Origin of the sequence: Modestobacter altitudinis, assembly GCF_005930475.1 — a bacterium.
In the GTDB taxonomy this organism is placed as follows: domain Bacteria; phylum Actinomycetota; class Actinomycetes; order Mycobacteriales; family Geodermatophilaceae; genus Modestobacter; species Modestobacter altitudinis.
In genome coordinates this window covers 37,843-62,763 of the sequence record NZ_SJEW01000021.1, presented here as the reverse complement: position 1 = coordinate 62,763, position 24,921 = coordinate 37,843, and the positions used below count along the sequence as shown (strand labels likewise).

Genomic DNA, 24,921 nt, shown 5'->3' with positions numbered 1-24,921 from the left:
CGCCCCTGGCTGACACTGTGTGACCTGAGGCACACTGCTCCCCGGCAGTGCCGCCTCCGACCACGCGGGAGATGCTCGGTGACCCAGACGCTGGACCCGACCGACACCCAGTCCACCCCGGCGGACGACCCGGCCGGCCGGGTCAGCGCCTGGCTCGAGGCGTTCCAGTCCGCGCTCACCGCCCGCGACGTCGACCGCGCGGCCGAGCTGTTCGCGCCGACCTGCTTCTGGCGGGACCTGATCGCGTTCAGCTGGAACATCACCACCGTCGAGGGGCCGGACGGCGTCCGCGACCTGCTCCGGTCCACGCTGGACACGACCGACCCGCGGGGCTTCCGGGCCGCGGAACCGCCCGCCGGGACCGACGGCGTCGACGAGGCGTGGATCGAGTTCGAGACCGCCGTCGGGCGCGGTCGGGGCCACCTCCGGCTGACCGACGGCCGGGCCTGGACGCTGCTGACCACGCTGTACGAGCTGACCGGCCACGAGGAGCCCGCGCGCGACCGCCGACCGAAGGGCGCCGAGCACGGGGCGCAGCGGGAACGGCTGACCTGGCTGGACCGCCGCGAGCAGGAGGCCCGCGAACTCGGCTACGCGACCCAGCCCTACGTGCTGGTGGTCGGTGGCGGTCAGGGCGGCATCGCACTGGGCGCGCGGCTGCGGCAGCTCGACGTCCCGACGATCGTCATCGACAAGCACCCGCGCCCGGGCGACCAGTGGCGCAGCCGCTACAAGTCGCTGTGCCTGCACGACCCGGTCTGGTACGACCACCTGCCCTACATCAAGTTCCCGGACAACTGGCCGGTGTTCGCCCCCAAGGACAAGATCGCCGACTGGCTCGAGTCCTACACCCGGGTGATGGAGCTGAACTACTGGGGGAACACCCGAGCGCTCAGCGCGTCCTACGACGAGGCCACCGGGGAGTGGACCGTCACCGTGGAGCGCGACGGCACGCCGGTGGTGCTGCGGCCGAAGCAGCTGGTGCTGGCCACCGGCGTGTCCGGCAAGCCGAACGTCCCCGTCCTTCCCGGGCAGGACGTCTTCCGCGGCGACCAGCACCACTCCTCGGCCCACCCCGGCCCGGACGCCTACCGCGGCAAGAAGTGCGTCGTGATCGGCTCGAACAACTCCGCCTTCGACATCTGCGGCGCGCTGTGGGAGAACGGCGCGGACGTGACGATGGTGCAGCGCTCGTCGACGCACATCGTCCGGTCGGACTCGCTGATGGAGATCGGCCTCGGGGCGCTGTACTCCGAGCAGGCCGTCGCCTCGGGGATGACCACGGAGAAGGCGGACCTGGTCTTCGCCTCGCTGCCGTACCGGATCATGCACGAGTTCCAGATCCCGCTGTACGACCAGATGCGCGAACGCGACGCCGACTTCTACCAGCGGCTCGAGGAGTCGGGGTTCGACCACGACTGGGGCGAGGACGGCTCGGGCCTGTTCATGAAGTACCTGCGCCGCGGGTCGGGCTACTACATCGACGTGGGGGCCGCCGAGCTGGTGGCCAACGGCGACGTCGCCCTGGTGAGGGGACAGGTCGACCACCTCACCGAGGACTCGGTGGTGCTGGCCGACGGCACCGTGCTGCCGGCCGACCTGGTCGTCTACGCCACCGGCTACGGCTCGATGAACGGCTGGGCCGCCGACCTCATCTCCCAGGAGGTCGCCGACCGGGTCGGGAAGGTGTGGGGGCACGGCTCGGACACCATCAAGGACCCCGGCCCGTGGGAGGGCGAGCAGCGCAACATGTGGAAGCCCACCCAGCAGCAGGCGCTGTGGTTCCACGGCGGCAACCTGCACCAGTCCCGGCACTACTCGCTGTACCTCGCGCTGCAGCTCAAGGCCCGACAGGCCGGCATCCCGACCCCGGTGTACCGGCTCCAGGAGGTCCACCACACCAGCTGAGCGGAGTGCCACGGCGCGGATCCCGCGCCCGTGGCACTCCGCTCAGCGGTCGGCCGGCTCCACGATGTGCACCCGCACCGCGCAGAACTGGGCCGGGGTCCCCAGCAGCACCGCCTTGGTCGGCTCCCCCACGTCCAGCGGCCCCAGCCGGGGCAGCTCGGCCAGCGTCCGCAGCCGCGGGTCGGCCAGCACCTCGGCGACCAGCCCCTTGTCACCGCCGGTGGCCAGCGCCTCGGTGCTGCCCGCGTGCGGGCCGAGGACGCGCACGGCGGTCTCCACGGCATGGCTGACGACGGCGTCGGTCTGGTGGCCGCGGCGCCGGGCGAACCGCTGCTGCGACCACCCACCGGCTGCGGTACGCCCCTGCACCTGCCGGGAGTCGACCTTGGAGACGACGAGCTCCGGCCCGTCGAACACCCCGACCGCCCAGCGGCCCCGGCGTACCAGCAGCACGCCGGTGCGGTGCGGGGTCCGCGCCGCGGCGGTGAACGCGGTGAGCGGCGCGGGCCCGGGCGTCCACCCGTAGGGCGCGGTCAGGGTCAGGGTGGTGGTGTCCGCGCAGGCGACCTGCACGGCGTCGTCGTCGCCCACCCGGACGTCGGTGAACCGGCCGTGCCGCGCCGCGACGCCGTCCAGCCAGCGGTCCAGCCGCTCCGGAGCGACGCCGAGCACCCGGCCACCGCCGGCCGCGGGCCGGCCACCTCTCAGGGGCCCGCGCCGAGCCGGCGAGGCGCGGGGGGAGAGGTGGTCCTTCACCACCGGTTGCGCAGGCCCAGCAGCCGGTCCAGCACGTCACCGGTCCGCAGGCCGTCGTGCTCGTACTCGTTGGTCACCCAGACGCGCACGTTCCCGACCGCCTCGGCCGTGTCCAGGGACAGGCCGGCGTCGACGTACATGTCGTCGAAGTAGACGGCGGCGTCCACCGGCACCTCGTTGCGGGCCAGGGCCGCGGGGTCGTACAGCGGGCGGCACTTCGGAGTCTCGGCCAGCGCCCGCGCGGCGGGTCCGAAGGGCCGCAGTGCTCGGACCTCGTCGAACATCCAGGGGTAGACCATCTCGCCGGTGAAGGGCAGCGGGCGGCGGGCCGGGTCGAACTCCGAGCCGCGCTCGGCCTCGGCCGCCCAGCCGGTCGCACCCGCACCGCTGGCGTAGATGCTCTCGTGCAGCACCACGTAGAGCGGGTTGTCCCAGTAGGTGGTGCGCTGGGCGACGGCGTCGAGGAAGGCGTCGGCGAGCTGGTCGTCGCCGTCCTCGAGCGCCTCCTCGAACAGCCAGTGCAGGTCCTCGAGCCCGGTCGTCGTGCCGAGCCCGTGGCCGAGCGTCTGCAGCCGGCGCACCGAGAGCCGGTCGCCGTCGGGCAGCCGGACGTCGGTGGCCTCGACCAGGTCGGCCACCGCGGCGACCCGGGCGGCGTCGTCGGGGTAGCGGTCGTAGAACCGGCGGGTCCTCGCCGCCACCCGCGGGTAGGTGCGCCGGTAGAGCTCCCGGGCGTCGGGTCGGGTGCTGGCCAGCCCGCCGGTGACCAGGCAGCGCTCGAGGCCGTGCGGCGCCTGCGACAGGTAGGTGAGGGTCAGGAAGCCGCCGTAGCTCTGGCCGAGCGTCGTCCACCGGCGGCCGCCGTAGAGGGTGGCGCGGACGTGCTCGGCGTCGGCGACGATCGAGTCGGCCCGGTGGGCGAGCAGGTGCTCGGCGGCCACCTGCGGGTCGGTGAAGGCGCTGATCCGCCGGGCGGTGACCCGCGAGCTGCGGCCGGTCCCGCGCTGGTCCATCAGCACCACCCGGAAGTCCTGCAGCGCCCGGGCGATCCAGTTCCCGCCGCCGCCCACGGGGCGCGGCGACTTCCCGCCCGGGCCGCCCTGCAGGAAGCACAGCAGCGGCAGGTCGGCGTCCCGCCTGTCCGGGTGCACGAGCTCGCGGACGAACACCGAGATCGTCGGGCCGTCCTCGGCGCCCCAGTGCAGCGGCACGGGCACGGTGTGCTCGCGCACGACCATGCCCGGGATCGCGTACTGCCGGTCCACGTCCCTCCCCCGCTCAGGAGGCGAGCGCCGCGGTGGGCGCGTGCTCGGCGGGCACGTGCAGGCACCGCTGGCCCAGGCCGACCACGAGCGCGGCGACGCCGGCGGAGACGGTGGCGACCAGGAAGCTCGCGTTGGCCCCGACGACGTCCACGATCTTGCCGGCGACCGACGTCCCGACGGCCACCCCGAGGGCGAGGGCCGTCCCGATCCAGGTGAACGCCTCGGTGACCTGCGCCCGCGGCACCAGCACCTCTGCGAGTGTGAAGGCGCTGATCAGCGACGGCGACACGGTGACCCCGGCGAGGACCACCAGCGGGAGCATCAGCCAGATGTTGCCGACCAGCGCCAGCGGGACGGTCAGCAGGGTGAGCAGCGCGAGCACGCCGACCAGCCGGTGCCGCAGCCGGATCCGCCAGTGCACCGTCCCCCAGCCGATCCCCGCGGCCATCGACCCCGCGGCCAGCGCGGCGATCAGCAGGCCGGACAGCGCCCGGGCGCCGACCTCGTCGGCGAAGGCGACCAGCCCGATCTCCAGGGTGCCGAGGATCGCGCCGATCGCGGTGCCCACCACGAAGAGCACCCGCAGTCCGGCGACCCGCATGGCCGACGGGCCGCGCCGGTGCTCGTGCGGCGCCGGCGGTGGCTCGGTGCGGCGCTGGGCGGCGAACAGCAGGCTGCCGATGGTGGCCAGGGCGAACGCGGTGACCACGCCGGAGGTGGTGTGCCCGGTGGTGGACAGGAAGGTGACCAGCACCGGCCCGATGATGAACACGAACTCGTCGACCACCGACTCCATCGCCAGGGCGGTGGGCAGTCGCGGGGTGCCGCGCAGCAGGTGGGTCCAGCGGACCCGGATCATCGAGGCGACCGGAGGGAGGCTGGCCCCGGCGGCACCGGCGGCGACGAACACCGTCCACAGCGGCCAGTGGTCGCGGACCGAGGTCAGGAAGAAGACCCCGGAGACGACGAACACCGCGACGACGGCGAGGAGCACTCGGCGCTGGGCATGGGTGTCGGCCAGCCGCCCGATCACCGGCCCGGAGACGGCGGTGGTGATCGCGCCGACCGCGGCGACCGCGCCGCCCAGCCCGTAGGAGCCGGTCTCGCTCTGCACGAGCAGCACGCTGCCCAACCCCACCATCGACAGCGGGAGCCGGCCGATGAAGGCCGCCAGCACCATGGGCAGGGCGTGCGGCGTCCGCAGCACGTGCAGATAGGGATTGGGCACGACCGAACTGGCCTCCGTCACGGAAAGGGGCGGCGCCGTCACGCTAACCGAGGACCCTGTGCCCCGCGGCGTGGAGGCCCCACCCCTGGCAGCACGAGGTCCCGCCCCCCGACGACGCTGTCCGGAGGCGGGACCTCGAGTCCTGGGGGCGGCGCCCTACGGGGCCAGCCGGCTCGCGAGGATCTCCAGCTCGTCCCACATGGTGCTGGGCAGCTTGTCGCCGAACCTCTCGAACCACTCGGTGATCTGCGGGACCTCGGCCTGCCACTCGTCCCGGTCCACCCGCAGCGCCTGCTCGACCTGGTCGCGGGTCATGCCCAGACCCGAGACGTCGAGCGAGTCCGGCGTCGGCACGTGCCCGACCGGCGTCTCGACGGCGGCGGCGGTGCCCTCCAGGCGCTCGACGACCCACTTGAGCACCCGGCTGTTCTCGCCGAAGCCCGGCCACAGGAAGCCGCCGTCGGAGTCCCGGCGGAACCAGTTCACGTAGAAGATCCGCGGCAACTTGCTGGCGTCGTGCGCCTTGCCGGTCTCCACCCAGTGCTTGACGTAGTCACCGGCGTTGTAGCCGATGAACGGCAGCATCGCGAAGGGGTCGCGGCGGACGACGCCGACGGCGCCGGTGGCTGCGGCCGTCGTCTCCGAGGAGAGCGTCGCGCCCATGAAGACGCCGTGGTTCCAGTCCCGTGCCTCGCTGACCAGCGGGATCGTGGTCTTGCGGCGGCCGCCGAAGAGGATGGCCGAGATCGGCACGCCCCGGGGGTCGGTGTACTCCGGCGCCAGGATCGGGCACTGGGTGATCGGCGTGCAGAACCGGCTGTTCGGGTGGCTGGAGGGCTCCTCGGACTCCGGCGTCCAGTCCCGGCCCTTCCAGTCGGTGAGGTGGGCCGGCGGCTCGTCGGTCATCCCCTCCCACCAGATGTCGCCGTCGTCGGTCAGCGCGACGTTGGTGAACACCGAGTTGCCCGCCTCGATGGTGCGCATCGCGTTGGGGTTGGTGTCCCAGCCGGTGCCCGGCGCGACGCCGAACAGGCCGTACTCGGGGTTGAGCGCGTAGAGCCGGCCGTCCTCGCCGAACCGCATCCAGGCGATGTCGTCGCCGAGGGTCTCGACCTTCCAACCGGGGATGGTCGGCTCGAGCATCGCCAGGTTCGTCTTGCCGCAGGCGCTCGGGAAGGCTGCGGCGACGTAGTAGGTCTTCTGCTGCGGGCTGGTCAGCTTGAGGATCAGCATGTGCTCGGCGAGCCAGCCCTCGTCGCGGGCCATCACCGAGGCGATCCGCAGCGAGTAGCACTTCTTGCCCAGCAGCGCGTTGCCGCCGTACCCGGAGCCGTAGGACCAGATGGCCCGCTCCTCGGGGAAGTGGACGATGTACTTGGTGTCGCTGCAGGGCCACGGGACGTCGGTCTGGCCGGGCTCCAGCGGCGCGCCGAGGGAGTGCATCGCCGGCACGAAGGGGCGGTCGGTGCCCATCGCCTCCAGGATCGCGCTGCCGATCCGGGCCATCACCCGCATGGAGACCACGACGTACTCGGAGTCGGTCAGCTCGACGCCGAACATCGGGTCCTCGGCCTCGACCGGGCCCATGCAGAACGGGATGACGTACATCGTCCGGCCGCGCATGCACCCCCGGTACAGCTCGGTCATGACGGCCTTCATCTCGCCCGGGTCCATCCAGTTGTTGGTGGGTCCGGCGTCGGCCTCGTCGACCGAGCAGATGAAGGTGCGGTCCTCGACGCGGGCGACGTCGCTGGGGTCCGAGGCGCAGTGGAAGGAGTTGGCCTTCGCGGTCAGCCGGGTGAAGGTGCCGACGTCCACCAGCTTCCCGGTGAGCCGCTCCCACTCCTCGTCGGTCCCGTCGACCCAGACGACCTGGTCGGGCTGGGTCAGGTCGGCCATCTCCCGCACCCAGGCGAGGAGGCGGGCGTGGGTGGTCGGGGCGTTCTCGAGACCGGGGGTGGCCACGGCAGTCACGGCGTCTCCTGCATGTGGGGACGCCTGCGCTGGGCGCGGGGCAGGCGTCGGCGCTGGCTGGGGGCCCGCCCCGACCGCTCCGTTGAGGCCGGGGGGATCCGCGAAGACTACTCGTATAGGACGTCTACCCACACTGTGACCTGCATCGCTGCGGGATGCCGGGCACCGGCAGCCGGGTTGTGCCGGTCGTGACCCAGCCGACCACTGACCAGCCCGTCCTGCTGCAGCCGCTGACCCTGCGCGGGGTCACGCTGCCCAACCGGCTGGTCGTCGCGCCGATGTGCCAGTACAACGTCACCGACGGCGTCGTCGGGGACTACCACCTGGTCCACCTGGGGCGCTTCGCCCTCGGCGGCTTCGGGCTGGTCATGGTCGAGGCGACCGGCGTGAGCGCGGACGGCCGGATCAGCCCCGGGGACGTCGGCCTGTGGGACGACGCCCAGGTCCCCGGGCTCGCCCGGGTCGCCGCGTTCCTGCGCGAGCACGGCAGCGTCCCGGCGATCCAGCTGGCCCACGCCGGCGGCAAGGCCAGCACGCTGCGCCCGTGGGACGGGCACGGCCCGGTGACCACCGAGAACGCCCGTCCCGGTGACGAGCCGTGGACGGCGGTCTCCCCCAGCGGCGTCCCGATGGGCGAGGGCTGGCCGGCACCCCACCCGCTGACGACGGCGGAGCTGGCCGGCGTGCGCGAGGCGTTCGTGGCCGCCGCCCGGCGGGCGCTCACCGCCGGGTTCGCCGTCGCCGAGGTGCACGCGGCGCACGGCTACCTGCTCAACCAGTTCCTCTCCCCGCTGACCAACCGGCGCACCGACTCCTACGGCGGCTCGCTGGAGAACCGGATGCGGTTCCCGCTCGAGGTGGTCGAGGCCGTGCGTGAGGTCTGGCCCGCCGACCTCCCGCTGGTGGTCCGGGTCTCCGCCGTCGACGCCCAGCGCGACGGGACGACGCTGGAGGACACCATCGCCTTCGCGCGCGAGCTGAAGACGCTGGGTGTGGACGCGATCGACGTCTCCGGCGGCGGCATCGGCGCAGGCTGGCAGCACCCGATCGGCTACGGCTACCAGGTGCCCTTCGCCGCGGCCATCAGGGGGCAGGCCGGGATCCCGACCATGGCCGTCGGGCTGGTGGTGGACCCGGCGCAGGCCGAGGCCGTCGTCGCCACCGGCCAGGCCGACCTGGTCGCCGTCGCCCGCGAGGCGCAGGACGACCCGAACTTCGCCGTGCACGCCGCCCGGGCGCTGACCGGCGGCTCGTACGACACCTACCCGGTGCAGGCGGGTCCGCGGCTGGCCGCCCGCGACCGGCTGCTGCACCGCCTCGGCCCGTGGACCGGCCCCGGCCCGGTCCTGGTGGAGGAGCCCGCCTCCTGAGGCGCCGGGATCTCCCCCGAGAGCGCGCCCCGGGGGGTCCCCACGACCGCCGAGGGCGCGCCTTCGGCGGTCAGCCGGCGGGGCGGCCGTAGGCCGGGCCGGTGGCGGCGAGGAAGGTGTCCCAGTCGCCCGGCCCGGGCGCACCGGAGACCTCGGCGCCGAACTTGTCGAGGTACCAGTGCCAGCCCAGGACGTAGTCCCCGGCGTCGGTGCCCGGGGGGAAGACCTGGGTGAAGACCAGGACCGTGCGGCCCTGCTCCTCGGCCAGGTCCAGCTCGATCCGCCACGCCTGCTCGGACTCCCACCGGACGACGAGGCGGCGGGGCGGGTCGCACTCGACGATCCGCATCGGCTCCCTGGACGCCCCCTCCTCGTGGGTCATCGTCAGGGTGCCCGAGCCGCCGACCCGCCGTTCGCCGTCGTAGGTGCCGAACCAGCGCGCGGTCCTGTCCGGGTCGGTGAGCGCGGACCAGACGTCCGCGACCGGGTCCGGCCAGCTGCGGCGGAACTGGACCTGCACCCCGTCGGCCACCTCGGTGACCTCGCCCAGCCGCTCGTCCTGCGTCGTCATCGACCGTCCTCCTGAGTCCGCGCCCGCCGTCCGCGGGCGATCTCGGTGTCCAGGGCGTCCAGGCGCTGCGCCCACAGCCGACGGTAGGGGGCCAGCCACGCGTCCAGCTCGGACAGCGGCCGCGGGTCCAGCGCGTACACCCGACGCTGCCCCTCGGCGCGGACCTGCACCAGCCCCGCCTCGCGGAGGACCCGCAGGTGCCGGCTGATCGCCGGGCGGGTCACCGGGAACTGCCCGGCGAGCTCCCCGGCGCCCCTCTCACCGGCCGCCAGCAGCGCGACGATCTGCCGCCGGGTCGGGTCGGCCAGTGCCGCGAGCGCCTCCACGGGTCATGTGTAACAGATGGCTTACGTAAGCGTCCAGTTACACATGACGGTTCAGGGCCGGGGCTCGCGGGCACGGTCGGGTGCATGACCGTCACCGACCCCGACGTCCCCGACCCGCTGAACGACCCGCGCACCCTGCAGGCCGACCCCGGCGCACTCGGCCAGGGCGAGGACCTCGCCTCCGCCGAGGACGACGCCGTCGCCACCGGTGAGGACGAGCTCGCCACCTCCCGGACCGAGGCCGACGAGGCCGGCGGCGGCGACGTGACCGGCGGCTTCGCCGGCGCTGTCGGCGAGGCGCCGACCACCGACCGGACCTGAGCCGGACCGGTCCGTTTCACCGACCGTCCTGGGGGGAACGAGACGTGGGTCACATCCGCGCGACGCGAGGAGGGACCCTCATGGCCACCGGTGAGACCGGCTTCGCCGACGTCACCTTCGACCTCATCTCCGTCCAGTACCACTCGCTCAAGGCAGGTCACGACTACGGCCAGTACGTCCGGGACGCCGAGAACGCCGGTCTGGACGACGTCGCCTCGTTCTTCCGCGAGGTGATGGAGCAGGACTCCCAGCGCGGGCAGCGCTGCCACGACCTGCTGCGCCAGCTGGCCGGCACCGAGCACGGCGGTCCGGCCACGAGCTGAGGCGTTACCCGCCGAGTGCGCCGCCGGGCCCCGAGGACCACGATGGGGCCGTGATCAAGACGGCGCTCACCCGGTGGTTCGACCTCGACACACCCGTCTTCGGCGCCCCGATGGCCGGGGTGGCCGGCGGCGAGCTCGCCCGCGCCATCTCGGTGGGCGGTGGTCTCGGGATGATCGGCGTCGGGTCGGAGACCCCCGTCGACTGGATCGCCGCGCAGGCCCGGGTGCCGGCCGAGGCCGACGTGTCCTTCGGTGTCGGCCTGATGGCCTGGGCGCTGGACCGGCGGCCCGAGCTGCTGGCCGCGGCGATCACGGCCGAGCCGGCATTGGTCTCGGTGTCCTTCGGCGACCCGGCACCGTTCGTCGGCCCGCTGCACGATGCCGGGATCGCCGTGGCCACCGCGGTCAACTCACGCAGTGACCTCGACCGTGCGGTGGCGGCCGGCGCGGACGTCATCGTCGTGCAGGGCACCGAGGCCGGCGGTCACACCGGGCAGCGAGCCACCCTCCCGCTGCTCCAGGAGGCGCTGACCGCGACCGACCGGCCGGTGCTGGCGGCCGGTGGCATCGCGACGGGCGCCGGGCTGGCCGCCGTCCTGGTCGCCGGTGCCGCCGGGGCGTGGATCGGGACGCCGTTCCTGGCCTGCACGGAGGCGACGAACACGGCGGCGGCGCGGGAGCGCGTCCGGGCTGCCAGCGGCGACCGGACGGTGCTCACCAGCGCCTTCGACATCGCCCAGGGTCTGGACTGGCCCCGGCGGTGGCCCGGGCGGGCCCTGGTCAACGAGTTCACCGAGACCTGGCACGGCCGGGAGGACGAGCTCCGCGGCGACACCCGGGCTGCCGAGACGGTCCGCCGGGCCCGCGCCGACGGCGACCTGGACAACGCGCCGGTCTACGCCGGGGAGTCCGTCGGGCTGGTCACGGCCGAGCAGTCGGCGACCGACGTCGTCCGCCGGCTCACCGCCGACGCCCGGAAGGCGCTGGAGCGCGCCCCACGCCTGCTGCGTTGACAGGCCGGGCGGAGCCCGACGCATTCGTCATCCGGCCCCGTTCAGAGGCTCGCCCCGAGCTCGTGAGGGGCGAGGAGGTCGGGGTCCTTCTTCAGACGGCGCAGCTGCCGTCCTCGCAGCCCTCGGCGGCGGGGACGGTGACCAGCGGGTGGCTGTCGGTCCAGGCCCGCTGCAGCAGCTCGAGCAGCTGCTCGGCGGGCTGCGCCCCGGCGGCCCCGTAGGCGCGGTCGACGACGAAGAACGGGACGCCGGTCGCACCCAGCGCGCGGGCGGTCGCGATGTCGGCGTGGACGGCGTCCAGGTAGCGCATGTCGACGAGCGCGCCGCGGGCCTCGTCGGCGTCCAGCCCGACCTCGACCGCCAGGGCCACCAACGAGTCGACGTCGAACACCGACCGCTGCTCGGTGAAGTGGGCGTGCAGCAGCCGCTCCTTCATCGCCCCGCCGAGGCCGCGGTCGGCGGCCAGGTGGATGAGCTGGTGCGCCAGCAGGGTGTTGCCGCTGACGCCCTCGGCGAGGTGGTACTCGAGCCCCTCACCGGCGGCGACGTCGACGACCCGGCGCTGCATCTGCGCCATCTCCTCGACGCTGCGGCCGTACTTGGCAGCCAGCGCGGGGAGCGTCGCCTCGGTGTGCCCCTCGGGGATGCTCGGGTCGAGCTGGAAGGACCGCCAGACGACCTCCACCTGATCGGCGTGCGCGAAGCGGGAGAGCGCCGTCTCCAGCTTGCGCTTGCCGATGTAGCACCACGGACAGACGACGTCGGACCACACCTCTACCTGCATGAACCGTCCGAACCCGCCGAGCGGTCGGCTCATTCCGCGGCGGGCGCAGCCACCTGTGCCCGCCCGTTGCCGGGGGTGGGGTCGAGGAAGACGTAGCGGACGCCGGGGTGCCGGGCGACGAGCCGGCGCTCGGCCTCGTCGGAGGCCCGCTCGATGTCGGCGACGGTGGCGGTGTCGGCGAAGTCGACCTTGGCGGCGACCAGCAGCTGTCCCGGGCCGATCACCGTGGTCAGCAGGAACGGCACGTCGTCGACCTGCGCCATGCCGGACAGCTCGTCCTTGAGCTCCTGCTGGGTGGCGCCGGGGACCGACTGGCCGATGAGCAGCGAGATGTTGGCCCGCGCCAGGGAGCCCGCGACCAGGACCAGCAGGACGCCGATCAGGATGGCCGCGATGCCGTCCCACAGCGGATCGCCGGTGATCTGCTCGAGGAACAGGCCCAGAGCGGCGAGCACCAGGCCGACCAGCGCGGCGCTGTCCTCGAAGGTGACCGCCTTGACCGTCGTGTCGGTGGTGTGCTGGAGGTACTGGCGGGAGCTGATGTTCCGCTCCTTCGCCTCGCCGCGGACCTGCCGGACGGCCTTGAGCAGCGAGCTGCCCTCGAGGACGAAGGAGACGGCCAGGATGACGTAGGAGATCGTCGGGGAGCCCTCGGGCTCGCGCTCGATGATCGTCGTGACGCCCTGCCAGATGGAGAACCCGGCGCCCACACCGAAGGTGCACAGCGCCGCCAGGAACGCCCAGAAGTAGGTCTCTCGGCCGTAGCCGAACGGATGGCGCTCGTCGGCGGCCCGGTTGCCGCGCTTGAGGGCGATGAAGAGCAGCACCTCGGTGACCGTGTCGGCCAGCGAGTGCGCCGCCTCGGACATCATCGCCGAGGAGTGGCTGATCAGACCGCCGAACAGCTTGGCGACGGCGATCGCCAGGTTCGCCACCCCGGCGACGATGACGGTGCCGGTCGACTCGCCGTCGGACTTCCCGGAGGGCTTCGTGGCGGCGCCGGCCTGGGCCTCCTCGATGAGGGCGTGCCGAGTCGCCGGAGCCGGTTGTGTCATGCACCTCTGGTGCCCCGGTCCGGTGATCGACAACCGCGCGCTCCGTGCGGCACGCGTCCCGCTGCTCACACCTGGAGCAGTGGTCCGATGAGGATCTCGGTGCCGTCGGGTCGGAAGGTGCGCCATCGTCCGCCGGGATCTCGTTCGACCCGGAACCCGTGGTGGACCTTCGAATGGTGCCGTTCACACAGGAGCCCGGAGTTCTCCAAGGTGGTCTCGCCGCCGAACAGCCAGTGGATGAGGTGGTGCACCTCGCACCAGTGGGTCGGGGCGTCACAGCCTGCGAACACGCAGTGCCGGTCCCGGCGCTCCACGGCCTTGCGCAGCCCGGGGGTGACCACCCGGTGGTCTCGACCCAGGTCCAGCGGCACCCCGTCGGGGGTCATCACGATGCGGGAAATGGCACCGTCGCAGGCCAGCCACCGGGCGCGGGCGGCGGAGATCTGTGCGCCGAAGCCGGTGCGCGCGGCGCCGGGGCCGGTCGCGGGGTCGACCACGTCGTCCAGCCCGACCTCGAGGACCACCTCCGGCTTGACGGTGCGCAGCAGCGGCAGGTTCCCGGACGCCAGCTGGTTGTCACACAGCTGGACCAGCGCGTCGGCCTGCTGCTGGGCACGGGTCCGGTCATCGCCCTTCGGGCGGGAGGCCTGCACGATCGACTCGATCGCGGCCCGCACCTTCTCGAACCCCACCGCGTCCAGATCGAAGCGACCCGAGCCGCTGCCATCGGCCTGCCGGGTGAGAGACAGCCGCCGACCTTCGGTGGGGTCCGGTTCGACACCGTCGGGGTCCAGCGCCTCCTGGTAGTGGTGCACCACCTGCGCCAACCGCTCGTGCGCCTCACCCTCAGCGACGGCGACCAGCGCCCGGTCGACCTCACCGAGATCCACGCCCTGCTCGTCGGCGGCGGCCCGCTCGGCCTCGCCCGCGATCGAAGCGATCACCGCCACCTGGGCGGCGGTGAGCGTGCCGTCGGCGAACGCCGCCGCGGTGGCCTGCAGGTGCTCCAACGCCCGGCCCGACCGCACCAGCCGGGCTGCCTCGCCCGCCGTCAGATGACCGTGCCCACGCAGCCAGGACGGCATCGTCTTCTTCCCGTCGTGCTCCGCGGCCCCGGTCAGCTCGCACCGGCGCACGGTGCGGGTGACCTCGGCGGCGATCCGGTTCTGCAGCACCAGCAACGGACCCAGCCGCTCCAGCAGCGCCGGCCCGGGCAGCAGGTCGAGGTCCTCGGCGGCCAGGGCGTCCAGCGCGGACTGCAACTCGCCCATGACACCTCCCGACCGCTCCGAACACCTGTACGAAGTCTAGCGGCAGAGGAGGGTCACGACAAGACGAATCCGCAGGTCAGGCGCTTGTCCACAGATCGCGGCGAGCCCTTGACCCCAGGCACCGGGGACTGTTCACAGCTGGGCGACGACGTGCTCGGCGAGCCGGCGCCGCCCCTCGGCGGAGGCGGACGCGAGGAAGAGGAAGCAGTCGGTGGCCTCCACCTCCAGCACCACCGGTCCGGTCGGGCCGGGAACCAGGTCGACGCGGGCGTAGCCGAGCTGCTGCCGACCGCCCGGTACCGCGGCCAGCGCCGCCTCGGCCACGGCACGCTGGGCGTCGGTCACCCGCACCTCCCGGACGGACCCCAGGACGTCGGCCACCACGACCGCTGCCCGGACCCCGTCGACGGTGAGCAGGGGCTCCCGCCGCACGGCGTGGGAGAGGACCCCGCCGAGGAAGACGACGCTCGTCTCGCCGTCCCGCTCGATGCCCGGCAGGTACGGCTGGACCATCGCCGTGCGCCCCTGCGCGTGCAGCCGGGCCACCAGCGCCAGCGCACCCGGGTCGTCGGGCCGACGGAACCGGCCGGTGTCCGCGGCGCTCCCGCTCACCGTGGGCTTCACGACGTAGTCGCCCTCCGGCGCCGTCCAGGAGTGGTCCGGCGGCACGAAGACCGTCGGGATGGTCGGCACCCCGGCCCGGGCCAGGTCGTCGAGGTAGTGCTTGTCGGTGTTCCACGCCAGGACCTCGCGCGGGTTCACCATCGCGGGACAGCGTGCCGTCCAGGCGAGGAACTCCTCGCGCCGCAGCGGGTAGTCCCAGGTGCTGCGGACCAGCACGGCGTCGAAGGCCGCCCAGTCGACCCGGGGGTCGTCCCAGACGACGGGCCGGGCCCGGACCCCGACGTCCGCCAGCGCGGCCAGCAGCAGCGGGCCGTCCTCGTCCAGCTGTGGAGCGGCAGCGCAGGTCGCCACCCCGATGCGCGGCTCGGTCATGGCCGCATCCTGGCCCCGACCGCCGACAGTCCCGACCGTCGACAGTCCCGACCGCCGACAGTCCCGGGTCAGCTGAAGCGCTGCTGCAGGTGGACGGCGACCGCGGTGCCGGCCTCGTGCTTGCCGATCGCCGCGCACAGCGCCTTCTTGAGCGGCAACCAGTGCGGGCCCTGCCCCGAGGGCATGAGGGTCGCGGCGAACGGGTGGCCGTCCAGGGTCCCGGCGACCTTCACCGCCCGGCGGGTGCCGAGCACCTCCGCGGAGCCGGGGAGCTCCAGGTAGGTGGGGAAGGCGCCGTCCTTCTCGATCACGCTGGCGAAGACGGCGTCGATCGACTGGCCGGGCTGCGGTGCGGAGGTCATGGGCAGAGGACTCCCGGCGCGGCCGGAAGTCATCGGTGGTCAGGCCACCGCACCGACCGCCGGGACGAAGTCGCGGCCGATGCGGATGACCTCGTCCAGCCGCTCGCGGGCCGCAGTGAGCTCGGCGATCTGCCGGTCGATGCCGTCCCGCTGCTCGACCAGCCGGGCCATCATGGCCGGCGTGGCGACGCCGGTGTGCACGCACGGCAGCAGCTCGAGGACGTCCCTGCTGGTCAGCCCGGCGGCGTAGAGCTGCTGGATGAAGTGCACCCGGTCCACGGCGTCCTCGGCGTACCTGCGCTGCCCGCTCGGGCTGCGCTCGCCCTCCAGCAGCCCCTGCTCCTCGTAGTAGCGCAGCGCCCGCACGCTCACGCCCGCGCGGGCAGCGACCTCACCGATGCGCAACACCGGACCTCCTCGTGATCGGGCTCACTCTTGACCCTGACGTCAACGTCAGCTCCTAGCGTCGCCCACAGGTCACCCCGAGCACAAGGAGCGCGCACCATGGACATCACCGGATCGATCGCCCTCGTCACCGGCGCCGACCGCGGCCTCGGCCGCCACTTCGCCCAGCAGCTGCTCGAGCGCGGCGCCTCGAGGGTCTACGCGACCTCGCGCCGTCCCGAGCTCGTCGACGTCCCGGGGTGGAGGTGCTCCGGCTGGACGTCACCGACCCGGAGTCGGTCGCCGCCGCGGCGGCAGCCGCCGGCGACGTGACGCTGCTGGTCAACAACGCCGGCCTCTCGACCCGGGCCGACCTCGTCACCGGCGACCTGGCCGACATCCGGCTCGAGATGGAGACGCACTTCTTCGGCACGTTGGGCGTCATCCGGGCGTTCGCGCCGGTGCTCGCCCGCAACGGCGGCGGCGCGATCGCCAACGTGCTCTCGGCGCTGTCCTGGTTCTCCACCGAGGGCGCCAACGCCTACAGCGCCGCCAAGGCCGCGGAGTGGAGCCTGACCAACGGCGTCCGGATCGAGCTCACCGAGCAGGGCACGTCGGTCACCGGGGTGGTGCTGGGGGCAGCCGACACCGACATGATGGCCGGCTACACCGGCCCGATGAGCGACCCGGCCGACGTCGTCCGGGCCGTACTCGACGGCGTCGAGTCCGGTGCGTGGGAGGTCCTGGTCGACGACTGGAGCCGGCACGTCAAGGCGTCGCTGGCCGCCGACCCGCGGGAGTTCTACGCACCGACGGCGGCCTGAGCCGCACGGCGGCCTGAGCCGCACGACGGGCGCTGGGTGCCAGGTCCGACCCGCGGACCTGGCACTCAGCGCACGCTGCAGGGCTGCTTCAGCGGACGCCGACCAGGTCGACGACGAAGACCAGGGTCGCGCCGGGCTTGATGACGCCGCCCGCGCCGCGTTCCCCGTAGGCCTTGTGCGCCGGGATGGTCAGCCGACGACGGCCGCCCACCTTCATCCCGGCGATCCCCTCGTCCCAGCCCTGGATGACCATGCCCACGCCGAGCCGGAACTCCAGCGGGTCGCCGCGGTCCCAGGAGGCGTCGAACTGCTCGCCGCCGTCGTGGGTGACCCCGACGTAGTGCGCGCTCACCAGGCTGCCGGCCGTGGCCTCCGGGCCGTCGCCGACCACGAGGTCCTCGATCACCAGGTCGTCGGGGGCAGGGCCGGTCGGCGGCTCGACGTCGGGACGGGTCGGTTCTGCCACGGTGGTCTCCTCGGGTCGTCGCCGGGTCTCCCCCGGCGGGGCTGGCCCCATCCAACACCGATCGGGCCGACCGCAGACCGGGCGCCGTCGACCGCGACCAGTTCCGCCCAGGTAGGTTCCCTGACCGGGCGGTCACCTCGGCCTGCCCGGTCCGGCACCGCAGCACCGCGGGACGGGTCCGCATCGGCTGGAGGTGTGGATGGCGCCCGATCTCCCGCCGGGCCCCGAGGGCAGCGGTGCGGCCACCGACCTCTTCGCCGGGGGCGGGGAGGCCGGTCGGCTGATGGCCGGGCACGACTGGTCGGCGACCCCGCTCGGGCCGGTGGAGAGGTGGCCGGCCAGCCTGCGCTTCGCCGTCCGCACCGTGCTGGCCTCGCGGTTCCCGATGGTGCTCACCTGGGGCCCGCAGTACCTGCAGTTCTACAACGACGGCTACGCGCCCTTCATCGGCGCCAAGCACCCCGCGATCGGCGAGGACATCCGGATCACCCTGGCCGAGGGCTGGGCGGCCCTGGAGGGCCCGGTCGAGCACGCCATGGCGACCCGCGAGGCGTCCTGGTTGCCCCGGCTGCCGCTGCTGCTGGCGCGGGCGGGGTACCGCGAGGAGACGTACTTCACCGTCTCGCACGCACCGGCGTTCGGGGACGACGGCCGGGTCGCCGGCATGCACGCGGTCTGCACCGAGGTGACCGGTGAGGTGCTCGGCGAGCGCCGGCAGCAGCTGCTGCACGACCTCTCCACCGCCGGTGCCCGGTTCGGCGACGACGAGACGCTGCTGTCGGGGTTGTGCGAGGCGCTGGCCACCGGCCCGCTGGACGTGCCCGCCGCAGCGGTCTACCTCGACGACGGCGGCCGGCTCTCCCGGGCGGCCGTCGTCGGCTGCCCGGCCGACCGGCTGCCGGCCGGCGTCGACGACCCCGACGAGCTCACCGGCCGGCTCACCGACCTCGGGCTGGTCGGCGGCCCGTGGCAGGACCCGGTGACCGACGCCGTCGTGCTCCCGCTCACCACCGTCGGTGGCGAGCGGCTGGGGGTGCTGGTCGCCGGCACCAGCCCCAACCGGGTGCTCGACGCCGAGTACCGGACCTTCCTGGAGCTGGTGGCCGGTCAGTTCGTCAGCGCCCTGGGCAACGCCCGCGCCTTCGCGGCCGAGCGGCGGCGGGCGGAGTCCCTCGCCGAGCTCGACCGGGCCAAGACCGCGTTCTTCTCCGACGTCAGCCACGAGCTCCGCACGCCGCTGACCCTGCTGCTCGGCCCGATCAGCGACATGCTCGACGACGCCTCCGAACCCCTGCCGCCCGGTGCCCGCGAGCAGCTCACGCTGGCGGTGCGCAACGGCCAGCGCCTGCAGCGGCTGGTCAACGACCTGATGGACGTCGCCAGCATCGAGGCCGGCCGCGCCAACGCCGTCCGGGTGGAGACCGACCTCGCCGACTTCACCGCCGAGCTCGCCGGCGTGCTGCGCGCCGCGGCCGAGCGGGCCGGGCTGCGGCTGACGGTCGACTGCCCGCCGTTGCCCCGGCCGGTGCACGTCGACCCGCGGATGTGGGAGAAGGTGGTCCTCAACCTGCTGTCCAACGCCGTCAAGTACACCTTCGTCGGCGGCATCTCGGTGGTCCTGCGGGACGCCGGGGACGGCGTGACGCTCACCGTCGCCGACACCGGTATCGGCATCCCGGCGCAGGAGCTGCCGCGGGTCTTCGACCGGTTCCACCGGGTGCCGGGGTCGCTGGGGCGGCACCGCGAGGGCACCGGCATCGGGCTGGCCCTGGTGCGCGAGCTGCTGGCGCTGCACGGCGGGTCGGTGACCGTGACCAGCGAGCCCGGCCAGGGCAGCACCTTCACCGCGACCGTCCCCTACGGCAGCCCGGACGCCTCGGGCGACGCCGACCACCCGGTCGGCCCCTCCGAGGTGGCCCGCGGCACGGCCGAGGCCTGGGCGGCCGACGTCACCCCGCGCGAGCAGCCGGCGGTCCCGGCCGGCGCCACCGCCACCGTGCTGGTCGTCGACGACAACGCCGACATGCGCACGTACCTCACCCGGCTGCTGTCCCCGGTGTGGGCGGTGCGCACCTGCACGAACGGCGAGGAGGCGCTGGCGGCCGTCGCCGAGGAGCTGCCCGACGTCGTGCTGACCGACGTGATGATGCCGCGCGTCGACGGGTTCGAGCTGCTCCGCCGGCTGCGCGCCGACCCGGCGACCCGCGACGTCCCGGTCATCATGCTCACCGCCCGGGCCGGGCAGGAGGCGGCCGTGGAGGGCTTCGCGGCCGGCGCAGACGACTACCTCGCCAAGCCGTTCCAGGCCGCCGAGCTGATCGCCCGGGTGCGGGTGACCATCGAGCGGGCACGCGGCAGGCGGGAGGCGACCGGCGAGGACCTGCCCACCCGGCCGCTGACCCTGCCGGCCGCCGGCCGCCCCGGGAGGACCTCACCCTCTCCGCACGTGCGGGACCTGGTGCCCTCGAGCCGCCCCCCGGCGGTCGCGCCGCCGCCGGCACCGGCGCAGGTGCACTACGAGCGCTGGCGGTTCCCGGCCACCCCGCAGTCCGTCGCCGCGCTGCGCCGCGCCCTGCGCCGGCTGTTCGCCAGCGCCGAGCTGGACGAGGACCAGGCCTACGACCTGCTGCTGGCCGCGTGCGAGGCGGTGACCAACGCCGTGGAGCACGCCCAGGAACCCACCGAACCGTTCGTGGACGTCGCCGCCGAGGTCGGCGGGGGCCGGGTGGTGATCACGGTGCGCGACCACGGGCAGTGGCGGGAGCGGGTGCCGAGCATGGACCGCGGCCGTGGGTCGACCTTGATGAGCGCGTTCGCCGACATCACCGCCGTCCCCGGTCCCGAGGGCACGACCGTCACCATCCGGGCGCCGCGCACCGACGACGCACCCGAGGCCGACACGCCCGCCGAGGCCGGCTGAGCCCGCGGCCTGCACCGCGAGGCGCAGGGATGCGGTAGGACAGCGGGGTGGCCACGCGACGGCAGTTCCTGGTGGGGGCCGGCGGCCGGCCACCAGCAGGAACGCCGGGAAGACGACGTCGGCCACGTGCAGCCCGTCCCACGCGGCGTGGTGCCACTGGGCGGCGATCGACCCGTTGCCCCGGTTGTCCACGACGAGCATGCCCACGACCGCCAGGCCACGGAGGACGTCGACCCCGTGGAGCCGCGGTCGGCTCCGGGACTCACCGAGGACGACGGCGGCCGGTGGGGTGACCGGTCGGCTCGCCATCCGTCCACGGTAGGACCGCCACGGGAAATGCGGCGGACGCACGGGCCGGACCGGACTACCGTCCGGCCATGCCCCCCGATTGACCCCCTCTCCCGCCGCCGGCCCGCAGGCTGGTCCGCCGCGTCCTCGGCTGGTCGTTCGTCGCCGAGTTCGTACCGCTGTACCCCTTCTACGCGCTGCTGTTCGCCGACACCGGCCTGGACGACGGCCAGATCTCGGCGCTGCTGGCGCTGTGGTCGGCCACCGCGGTGCTGGCCGAGGTCCCCTGCGGAGCGCTCGCCGACCGCTGGTCCCGGCGCGGGGCGCTCGTGCTCGCCGGTGTCCTGCAGGCGGCGGCCTACGCGGTGTGGCTGGTGGCACCCGGCTTCCCGGGGTTCGCCGGCGGACTGGTCGTGTGGGGGGTCGGCGGTGCGCTGGTGTCCGGCGCGTTCGAGGCGCTGCTGCACGACGGGCTGGCCGCCGCGGGCGCCGACGGCCAGTTCGGCCGGGTGTACGGCTGGGTGAACGCCGTCGACCTGCTGGTGCAGGTGCCCACGGCCCTGGTGGCCGCCGCGCTGTTCGCCGCCGGCGGCTACGCGGCGGTCGGCTGGGCGAGCATCGGCACCTGCCTGGCCGGCTCCGTGCTGGCGGCCTCGTTCCCCGAGGCCCCCCGCGGCACGGACGACGACGCGGACGACGACGGGTCCGGCTGGTGGGGGACGCTGCGGTCCGGCGCCGCGGAGGCGGCGGGCCGCCCGGTGGTGCGGGCAGCGGTGCTCCTCGTCGTCCTGCTCGGCGGGGTGGACGCGGTGGAGGAGTACTTCCCCCTGCTGGCCCGGGACTGGGGTGTGCCGGACCCGCTGAACCCGCTCGCCGTGCTCGGCATCCCGGTCGCCGGTGCGGCCGGTGCCGCGCTGGGCGGTCGAGCGGCGTCCTGGCCGCCGCGCGCGGTCGCCGCCGCCCTGGGCACGGCCGGCGTCGCGCTGGTCGCCGCCTCGCTGGTGGCGGTGCCGGCCGGGCTGGCCGCGGTCGCCGCGGGCTACGCGCTCTACCGGCTGGTGCTCGTGGTCGCCGAGACGCGGCTGCAGGAGGCGATCACCGGGCCGGCCCGGGCGACGGTGACCTCGGTGGCCGGCGTCGGGGTCGAGCTCGCGGCGCTGGCGGTGTTCGCCTCCTACGCCGTCGGCGGGCTGGCGCTGCTGGCCGCCGCCGTCCTGGTGCTGGCCGCGGAGCTGCCCCGGCTCATCCGGTCCGGTACCGGGACGTGACGGACCGGTTCAGCCCACCACGCACGGGGGTCGCTGCGTGTGCCAGTCCGTGCGCTGCTGGAACCACGCCCCGGCGTCGAGCAGCAGGTCCTCGCCGCCCACCGGGGCGGTGAGCTGCAGCCCCACCGGCATGCCGGAGACCCCGTGCCGGCCCGCCGGGAGCGCGATCGTCGGGCCGGCGTGCAGCGACCAGGGCGCGCTGAGCTGGGCCAGCCGGCGGGTGGTGGTCAGGACGTCGTCGTCGGTGCGCGACGGCGGGACGTCGACCGGGAGCGCCGGGGTGAGCAGCACGTCGACGTGCTCGAACAGCTCGTCCAGCCCGCGCTGGAACTCCCGCTGCGCGCCCAGCGCCTCGGCCCGCTCGTCCTCGGAGACCCCGGTCCCGACCTGCACCCGGGTGAGCGTGTCGGGCTGGAACAGCTCCGGGCAGGCCAGCCGCTGGGAGTGCAGGTCGGCGATCCCGGAGTAGATGATCGTGTAGAGGACGTCCTGCGCGGAGGCGATCCCCGGCACCTGCACCGGCACGAGCTCGGTCCCGCCGTCGGCGAACACCCGGCCGGCGGCCGCGACCAGCTCGGCGACGTCCGGGTCCAGGTCGTCGAACCAGAGCTCGGGCACCCCGATCCGGCGCGGCGGTGCCGGCTCCAGCTCGCGGGCGCCCCGGCCGGCCAGCACGGCGAAGACCCGGGCGACCAGGTCGACGTCGCGGGCGATCGGGCCGACCGTGTCGACGAGCTCGCAGACCGGGAAGGTCCCCGCGTCCGGGACGACGGAGATCCCCGGCCGCAGCCCGGTGACCCCGCACGCCGCGGCCGGCACCCGCACCGATCCCCCGGTGTCGGTTCCCAGCGCGACGTCGACCAGCCCGGCGGCGACCGCCGCGGCACTCCCCCCGCTCGACCCGCCGGGGACGCGGGCGAGGTCCCAGGGGTTGTGGACCGGCCCGGACGCGGAGTTCTGGCTGGTCAGGCCGATGGCGAACTCGCTGAGGTTGAGCTTGGCGACCATCTGCGCCCCGGCCGCGGCGAGCCGGGTGACGACCTCGGCGTCGCAGTCCGGCACGCGGTCGGCGAAGTACGCCGACCCGCAGGTGGTGCGCACACCGGCGGTGTCGATGCTGTCCTTGAGGCCGACCCGGAGCCCGGCCAGCGGACCCTCGGCCGAGTGCGGCAGCGGCGGCTCGATCGAGGTGATGACGGCGTTGGTCGCGGCCTGCACCTCCTGCACCGAGCTCATCGGTCGGCCTGGCGGGTCCGGGCGAGCTCGACGAAGTGCTCCACGGCGGTGGCGTCGTCGACCGCGCCGACGTTGAGCGCCTTGGCCGGCTCCACGCCCTGGAACAGCCGCTTGAGCGGGACCTCCAGCCGCTTCCCGGTGCGGGTGTGCGGCACGCCGGGGACGACGGTGATCTCGTCCGGCACGTGCCGCGGGCTGGCGTTGGCCCGGATCGCGGCCCGGATCTCCGCCTCCAGCTCCGGCGTCAGCTCCGCGCCCGGGGCCAGCTGGACGAACAGCGGCATCCAGTAGCCGCCGTCGCGCTGCTCGACGCCGAGCACCACGCAGTCGACGACGGCGGGGACGGCCTCGACGGCGGCGTAGATGTCCGCCGTCCCCATCCGGACGCCGCCGCGGTTGAGCGTGGAGTCCGACCGCCCGGTGATGAGGCAGGTGCCCCGCTCGGTGATCTCCAGCCAGTCGCCGTGCCGCCACACCCCGGGCCAGGGTTCGAAGTAGGCCTCCCGGTAGCGGACGTTCCCCGGGTCGTTCCAGAAGTACAGCGGCATCGAGGGCATCGGCTCGGTGACGACCAGCTCCCCCAACTCGCCGACGACGGGGTGCCCGTCCTCGTCCCAGGACGCGGCGGCGACCCCCAGCATCGGGCGCTGCAGCTCGCCGGCGGTGACCGGCAGCAGCGGCGAGCTGCCGATGAACCCGGTCGCGACGTCGGTGCCGCCGGACAGCGAGCCGAGGAAGACGTCGGACCGCACCGCGTCGTACACCCAGCCGAAGGTGCTGGCGTGCAGCGGTGACCCGGTGACGCCGATGGTGCGCAGCGCGGAGAGGTCGTGGTCCTCCCCGGGCCGCAGGCCGGCCTTCTCGCAGGCGCCGAGGTAGCCGGGGCTGGTGCCGAGGAACGTCATCCCGGTGCGCGCGGCCAGGGCGAACTGGGCATCGACCGCCGGGTACGTGGGGGCGCCGTCGTAGACGACCACCGTCGCGCCGGCCAGCAGCGCCGAGGTGGCGATGTTCCACATGATCCAGGCGGTGGAGGCGTACCAGAACAGCCGGTCTCCCGGCCCGACGTCGATGTGCAGGCCGATCTGCTTGCGCTGCTCGAGCACCAGCCCGCCGTGCCCGTGCACGATCCCCTTGGGCAGCCCGGTCGTGCCGGAGGAGAACACGATCCACAGCGGCGCGTCGAAGGGCAGCGGGGAGAACACCGGCTCCTGCGGGTCGGCGACCGCCTCGGCCCACGGCATCACGTCGCCCATCGGCTCGTCGGGGTGCAGCCGGGGCACCGAGATCGTCGTCCGCACGGTGGGCAGCGCGGCCCGCAGCTCGGCGACGACGTCCCGCCGGTCGTAGGCCTTGCCCCCGAACCGGTAGCCGTCGACGGCGACCAGCACCACCGGCTCGATCTGGGCGAAGCGGTCCAGCACGCTGCGGGTGCCGAAGTCGGGCGCGCAGGAGGACCAGACGGCGCCGATCGAGGCCGCGCCCAGGAAGGCGACGACCGCCTCGGGCACGTTGGGCAGGTACCCGGCCACCCGGTCCCCGCGCTGGACGCCGAGCCGGCGCAAGGTCGCGGCGAAGGCCCCCACCTGGCCGCGCAGCGTGGCCCAGGAGACCTCGACCGGCTCGACGTCCTCGGCGACCGCGATCAGCGCCGGGTGCTCCGCCGAGGCGTACCGCAGCGCCTGCTCGGCGTAGTTGATCGTGACGTCGGGGAACCACTCGGCGCCGGGCATCGCGCGCCGGGTGAGCACCCGGTCCTCCGGCACGCCGGGCAGCACGTCGGTGAAGGTGGCGACGTCGGCCCAGAACTGGTCGAGGTGGTCGACCGACCAGCGCCAGATGGCGTCGTAGTCCGGCGGGCTGCCGAAGTCCAGGCCGCGGCGGTCGGCCACCCAGGCGGCGAACCTGCCCAGCCGGCTGGCTGCCATCGACTCCGGCGTCGGGGACCAGAGGACCAGCGGCCCCGGTGTGTCAGCGCTCACGTCCGGAGCCTGCCACTCCCGGTCGCGCGG

The 24,921-nt window shown here is 74.2% G+C and carries 24 protein-coding genes; 9 read left to right on the top strand and 15 right to left on the bottom strand.

Annotated elements, in window-relative coordinates:
- Positions 1 to 78: 78 nt before the first annotated feature.
- The gene (locus FHL79_RS10350) at positions 79 to 1,908 is read left to right on the top strand and encodes an NAD(P)/FAD-dependent oxidoreductase (RefSeq protein ID WP_138758517.1); all 1,830 of its coding nucleotides are present in this window, start codon (positions 79 to 81) and stop codon (positions 1,906 to 1,908) included.
- A gap of 42 nt (positions 1,909 to 1,950) precedes the next feature.
- On the opposite strand, the gene FHL79_RS10345 is transcribed toward FHL79_RS10350, so the two are convergent.
- The 4 genes from FHL79_RS10345 to FHL79_RS10330 all read right to left on the bottom strand — a co-directional run bounded on the left by FHL79_RS10345 (position 1,951) and on the right by FHL79_RS10330 (position 7,131).
- Positions 1,951 to 2,580 (bottom strand): acVLRF1 family peptidyl-tRNA hydrolase, encoded by a 630-nt coding sequence (locus tag FHL79_RS10345; protein WP_171058103.1) that lies wholly within the window; start codon positions 2,578 to 2,580, stop codon positions 1,951 to 1,953.
- Between the two features lie 80 nt (positions 2,581 to 2,660).
- Positions 2,661 to 3,929: an alpha/beta fold hydrolase gene (locus tag FHL79_RS10340; protein WP_246080599.1), complete on the bottom strand. Its 1,269-nt coding sequence runs from the start codon at positions 3,927 to 3,929 to the stop codon at positions 2,661 to 2,663.
- 13 nt (positions 3,930 to 3,942) lie between these two features.
- Complete coding sequence (locus FHL79_RS10335; protein ID WP_138758516.1) at positions 3,943 to 5,157, bottom strand: MFS transporter; 1,215 nt, start codon at positions 5,155 to 5,157, stop codon at positions 3,943 to 3,945.
- A 156-nt stretch (positions 5,158 to 5,313) separates the two neighbouring features.
- Positions 5,314 to 7,131, bottom strand: a complete 1,818-nt coding sequence (locus FHL79_RS10330) for a phosphoenolpyruvate carboxykinase (GTP) (protein WP_138758515.1) — start codon at positions 7,129 to 7,131, stop codon at positions 5,314 to 5,316.
- A 188-nt stretch (positions 7,132 to 7,319) separates the two neighbouring features.
- Between FHL79_RS10330 and FHL79_RS10325 the strand changes: the two genes are divergently transcribed.
- Positions 7,320 to 8,501, top strand: a complete 1,182-nt coding sequence (locus tag FHL79_RS10325; protein ID WP_138758514.1) for an NADH:flavin oxidoreductase/NADH oxidase — start codon at positions 7,320 to 7,322, stop codon at positions 8,499 to 8,501.
- Between the two features lie 70 nt (positions 8,502 to 8,571).
- Here FHL79_RS10325 and FHL79_RS10320 read toward each other — a convergent pair whose 3' ends face one another.
- Together FHL79_RS10320 and FHL79_RS10315 are read right to left on the bottom strand one after the other, a co-directional pair.
- Complete coding sequence (locus FHL79_RS10320; protein ID WP_138758513.1) at positions 8,572 to 9,072, bottom strand: SRPBCC family protein; 501 nt, start codon at positions 9,070 to 9,072, stop codon at positions 8,572 to 8,574.
- Positions 9,069 to 9,398, bottom strand: a complete 330-nt coding sequence (locus FHL79_RS10315; RefSeq protein WP_138758512.1) for an ArsR/SmtB family transcription factor — start codon at positions 9,396 to 9,398, stop codon at positions 9,069 to 9,071. Before FHL79_RS10315 ends, FHL79_RS10320 begins: the two co-directional genes overlap by 4 nt.
- 84 nt (positions 9,399 to 9,482) lie before the next feature.
- Here FHL79_RS10315 and FHL79_RS10310 point away from each other — a divergent pair, with 84 nt between their 5' ends.
- The 3 genes from FHL79_RS10310 (at position 9,483) to FHL79_RS10300 (ending at position 11,055) form a co-directional block, all read left to right on the top strand.
- The gene (locus FHL79_RS10310; RefSeq protein WP_138758511.1) at positions 9,483 to 9,719 is read left to right on the top strand and encodes a hypothetical protein; all 237 of its coding nucleotides are present in this window, start codon (positions 9,483 to 9,485) and stop codon (positions 9,717 to 9,719) included.
- 80 nt (positions 9,720 to 9,799) lie between these two features.
- Complete coding sequence (locus tag FHL79_RS10305; protein WP_138758510.1) at positions 9,800 to 10,042, top strand: acyl carrier protein; 243 nt, start codon at positions 9,800 to 9,802, stop codon at positions 10,040 to 10,042.
- Positions 10,043 to 10,092: 50 nt separating this feature from the next.
- Positions 10,093 to 11,055, top strand: a complete 963-nt coding sequence (locus tag FHL79_RS10300; protein WP_138758509.1) for an NAD(P)H-dependent flavin oxidoreductase — start codon at positions 10,093 to 10,095, stop codon at positions 11,053 to 11,055.
- 91 nt (positions 11,056 to 11,146) lie between these two features.
- Here FHL79_RS10300 and FHL79_RS10295 read toward each other — a convergent pair whose 3' ends face one another.
- From FHL79_RS10295 to FHL79_RS10270, 6 genes are all read right to left on the bottom strand, one after another.
- Positions 11,147 to 11,839 (bottom strand): DsbA family oxidoreductase, encoded by a 693-nt coding sequence (locus FHL79_RS10295; RefSeq protein WP_138758508.1) that lies wholly within the window; start codon positions 11,837 to 11,839, stop codon positions 11,147 to 11,149.
- Positions 11,840 to 11,868: 29 nt separating this feature from the next.
- The gene (locus FHL79_RS10290) at positions 11,869 to 12,894 is read right to left on the bottom strand and encodes a cation diffusion facilitator family transporter (RefSeq protein ID WP_138758507.1); all 1,026 of its coding nucleotides are present in this window, start codon (positions 12,892 to 12,894) and stop codon (positions 11,869 to 11,871) included.
- A gap of 65 nt (positions 12,895 to 12,959) precedes the next feature.
- Positions 12,960 to 14,165, bottom strand: a complete 1,206-nt coding sequence (locus FHL79_RS10285; RefSeq protein WP_138758506.1) for an HNH endonuclease signature motif containing protein — start codon at positions 14,163 to 14,165, stop codon at positions 12,960 to 12,962.
- A 132-nt stretch (positions 14,166 to 14,297) separates the two neighbouring features.
- Positions 14,298 to 15,161: an ATP-grasp domain-containing protein gene (locus FHL79_RS10280; RefSeq protein WP_138758505.1), complete on the bottom strand. Its 864-nt coding sequence runs from the start codon at positions 15,159 to 15,161 to the stop codon at positions 14,298 to 14,300.
- Between the two features lie 68 nt (positions 15,162 to 15,229).
- Complete coding sequence (locus FHL79_RS10275) at positions 15,230 to 15,523, bottom strand: DUF1905 domain-containing protein (protein ID WP_138758504.1); 294 nt, start codon at positions 15,521 to 15,523, stop codon at positions 15,230 to 15,232.
- A 39-nt stretch (positions 15,524 to 15,562) separates the two neighbouring features.
- Positions 15,563 to 15,931 carry a MerR family transcriptional regulator gene (locus FHL79_RS10270; protein ID WP_218938417.1) on the bottom strand — a complete coding sequence of 123 codons (369 nt, stop codon included), beginning with the start codon at positions 15,929 to 15,931 and terminating at the stop codon, positions 15,563 to 15,565.
- 96 nt (positions 15,932 to 16,027) lie between these two features.
- Between FHL79_RS10270 and FHL79_RS26480 the strand changes: the two genes are divergently transcribed.
- Together FHL79_RS26480 and FHL79_RS10265 are read left to right on the top strand one after the other, a co-directional pair.
- Positions 16,028 to 16,240, top strand: coding sequence for a KR domain-containing protein (locus FHL79_RS26480; protein WP_369333691.1), 213 nt, complete (start codon positions 16,028 to 16,030; stop codon positions 16,238 to 16,240).
- Positions 16,168 to 16,731 carry an SDR family NAD(P)-dependent oxidoreductase gene (locus tag FHL79_RS10265; protein ID WP_246080598.1) on the top strand — a complete coding sequence of 188 codons (564 nt, stop codon included), beginning with the start codon at positions 16,168 to 16,170 and terminating at the stop codon, positions 16,729 to 16,731. Before FHL79_RS26480 ends, FHL79_RS10265 begins: the two co-directional genes overlap by 73 nt.
- Positions 16,732 to 16,819: 88 nt before the next feature.
- On the opposite strand, the gene FHL79_RS10260 is transcribed toward FHL79_RS10265, so the two are convergent.
- The gene (locus FHL79_RS10260; protein WP_138758503.1) at positions 16,820 to 17,197 is read right to left on the bottom strand and encodes an FKBP-type peptidyl-prolyl cis-trans isomerase; all 378 of its coding nucleotides are present in this window, start codon (positions 17,195 to 17,197) and stop codon (positions 16,820 to 16,822) included.
- 199 nt (positions 17,198 to 17,396) lie between these two features.
- Between FHL79_RS10260 and FHL79_RS26140 the strand changes: the two genes are divergently transcribed.
- Both FHL79_RS26140 and FHL79_RS10250 read left to right on the top strand, forming a co-directional pair.
- Positions 17,397 to 20,117, top strand: a complete 2,721-nt coding sequence (locus FHL79_RS26140) for an ATP-binding protein (protein ID WP_138758502.1) — start codon at positions 17,397 to 17,399, stop codon at positions 20,115 to 20,117.
- Between the two features lie 419 nt (positions 20,118 to 20,536).
- The gene (locus tag FHL79_RS10250; protein WP_171058105.1) at positions 20,537 to 21,673 is read left to right on the top strand and encodes an MFS transporter; all 1,137 of its coding nucleotides are present in this window, start codon (positions 20,537 to 20,539) and stop codon (positions 21,671 to 21,673) included.
- 9 nt (positions 21,674 to 21,682) lie between these two features.
- Here the strand turns inward: FHL79_RS10250 and FHL79_RS10245 are convergent, their stop codons facing one another.
- Together FHL79_RS10245 and FHL79_RS10240 are read right to left on the bottom strand one after the other, a co-directional pair.
- Positions 21,683 to 22,909, bottom strand: coding sequence for an amidase (locus FHL79_RS10245; protein WP_138758500.1), 1,227 nt, complete (start codon positions 22,907 to 22,909; stop codon positions 21,683 to 21,685).
- On the bottom strand, positions 22,906 to 24,891 hold the full coding sequence (locus tag FHL79_RS10240) for an acetoacetate--CoA ligase (protein ID WP_138758499.1): 1,986 nt from the start codon (positions 24,889 to 24,891) through the stop codon (positions 22,906 to 22,908). Before FHL79_RS10240 ends, FHL79_RS10245 begins: the two co-directional genes overlap by 4 nt.
- Between the last annotated feature and the right edge of the window lie 30 nt (positions 24,892 to 24,921).

Excerpts from the sequence above, each read along its gene's own strand:
- FHL79_RS10295 (WP_138758508.1), bottom strand. The coding sequence starts at position 11,839 with ATGCAGGTAGAGGTGTGGTCCGACGTCGTCTGTCCGTGGTGCTACATC.
- FHL79_RS26140 (WP_138758502.1), top strand. The coding sequence starts at position 17,397 with ATGGCGCCCGATCTCCCGCCGGGCCCCGAGGGCAGCGGTGCGGCCACC.
- FHL79_RS26480 (WP_369333691.1), top strand. The coding sequence starts at position 16,028 with ATGGACATCACCGGATCGATCGCCCTCGTCACCGGCGCCGACCGCGGC.
- FHL79_RS10305 (WP_138758510.1), top strand. The coding sequence starts at position 9,800 with ATGGCCACCGGTGAGACCGGCTTCGCCGACGTCACCTTCGACCTCATC.
- FHL79_RS10310 (WP_138758511.1), top strand. The coding sequence starts at position 9,483 with ATGACCGTCACCGACCCCGACGTCCCCGACCCGCTGAACGACCCGCGC.
- FHL79_RS10320 (WP_138758513.1), bottom strand. The coding sequence starts at position 9,072 with ATGACGACGCAGGACGAGCGGCTGGGCGAGGTCACCGAGGTGGCCGAC.
- FHL79_RS10275 (WP_138758504.1), bottom strand. The coding sequence starts at position 15,523 with ATGACCTCCGCACCGCAGCCCGGCCAGTCGATCGACGCCGTCTTCGCC.
- FHL79_RS10290 (WP_138758507.1), bottom strand. The coding sequence starts at position 12,894 with ATGACACAACCGGCTCCGGCGACTCGGCACGCCCTCATCGAGGAGGCC.
- FHL79_RS10280 (WP_138758505.1), bottom strand. The coding sequence starts at position 15,161 with ATGACCGAGCCGCGCATCGGGGTGGCGACCTGCGCTGCCGCTCCACAG.
- FHL79_RS10285 (WP_138758506.1), bottom strand. The coding sequence starts at position 14,165 with ATGGGCGAGTTGCAGTCCGCGCTGGACGCCCTGGCCGCCGAGGACCTC.
- FHL79_RS10245 (WP_138758500.1), bottom strand. The coding sequence starts at position 22,909 with ATGAGCTCGGTGCAGGAGGTGCAGGCCGCGACCAACGCCGTCATCACC.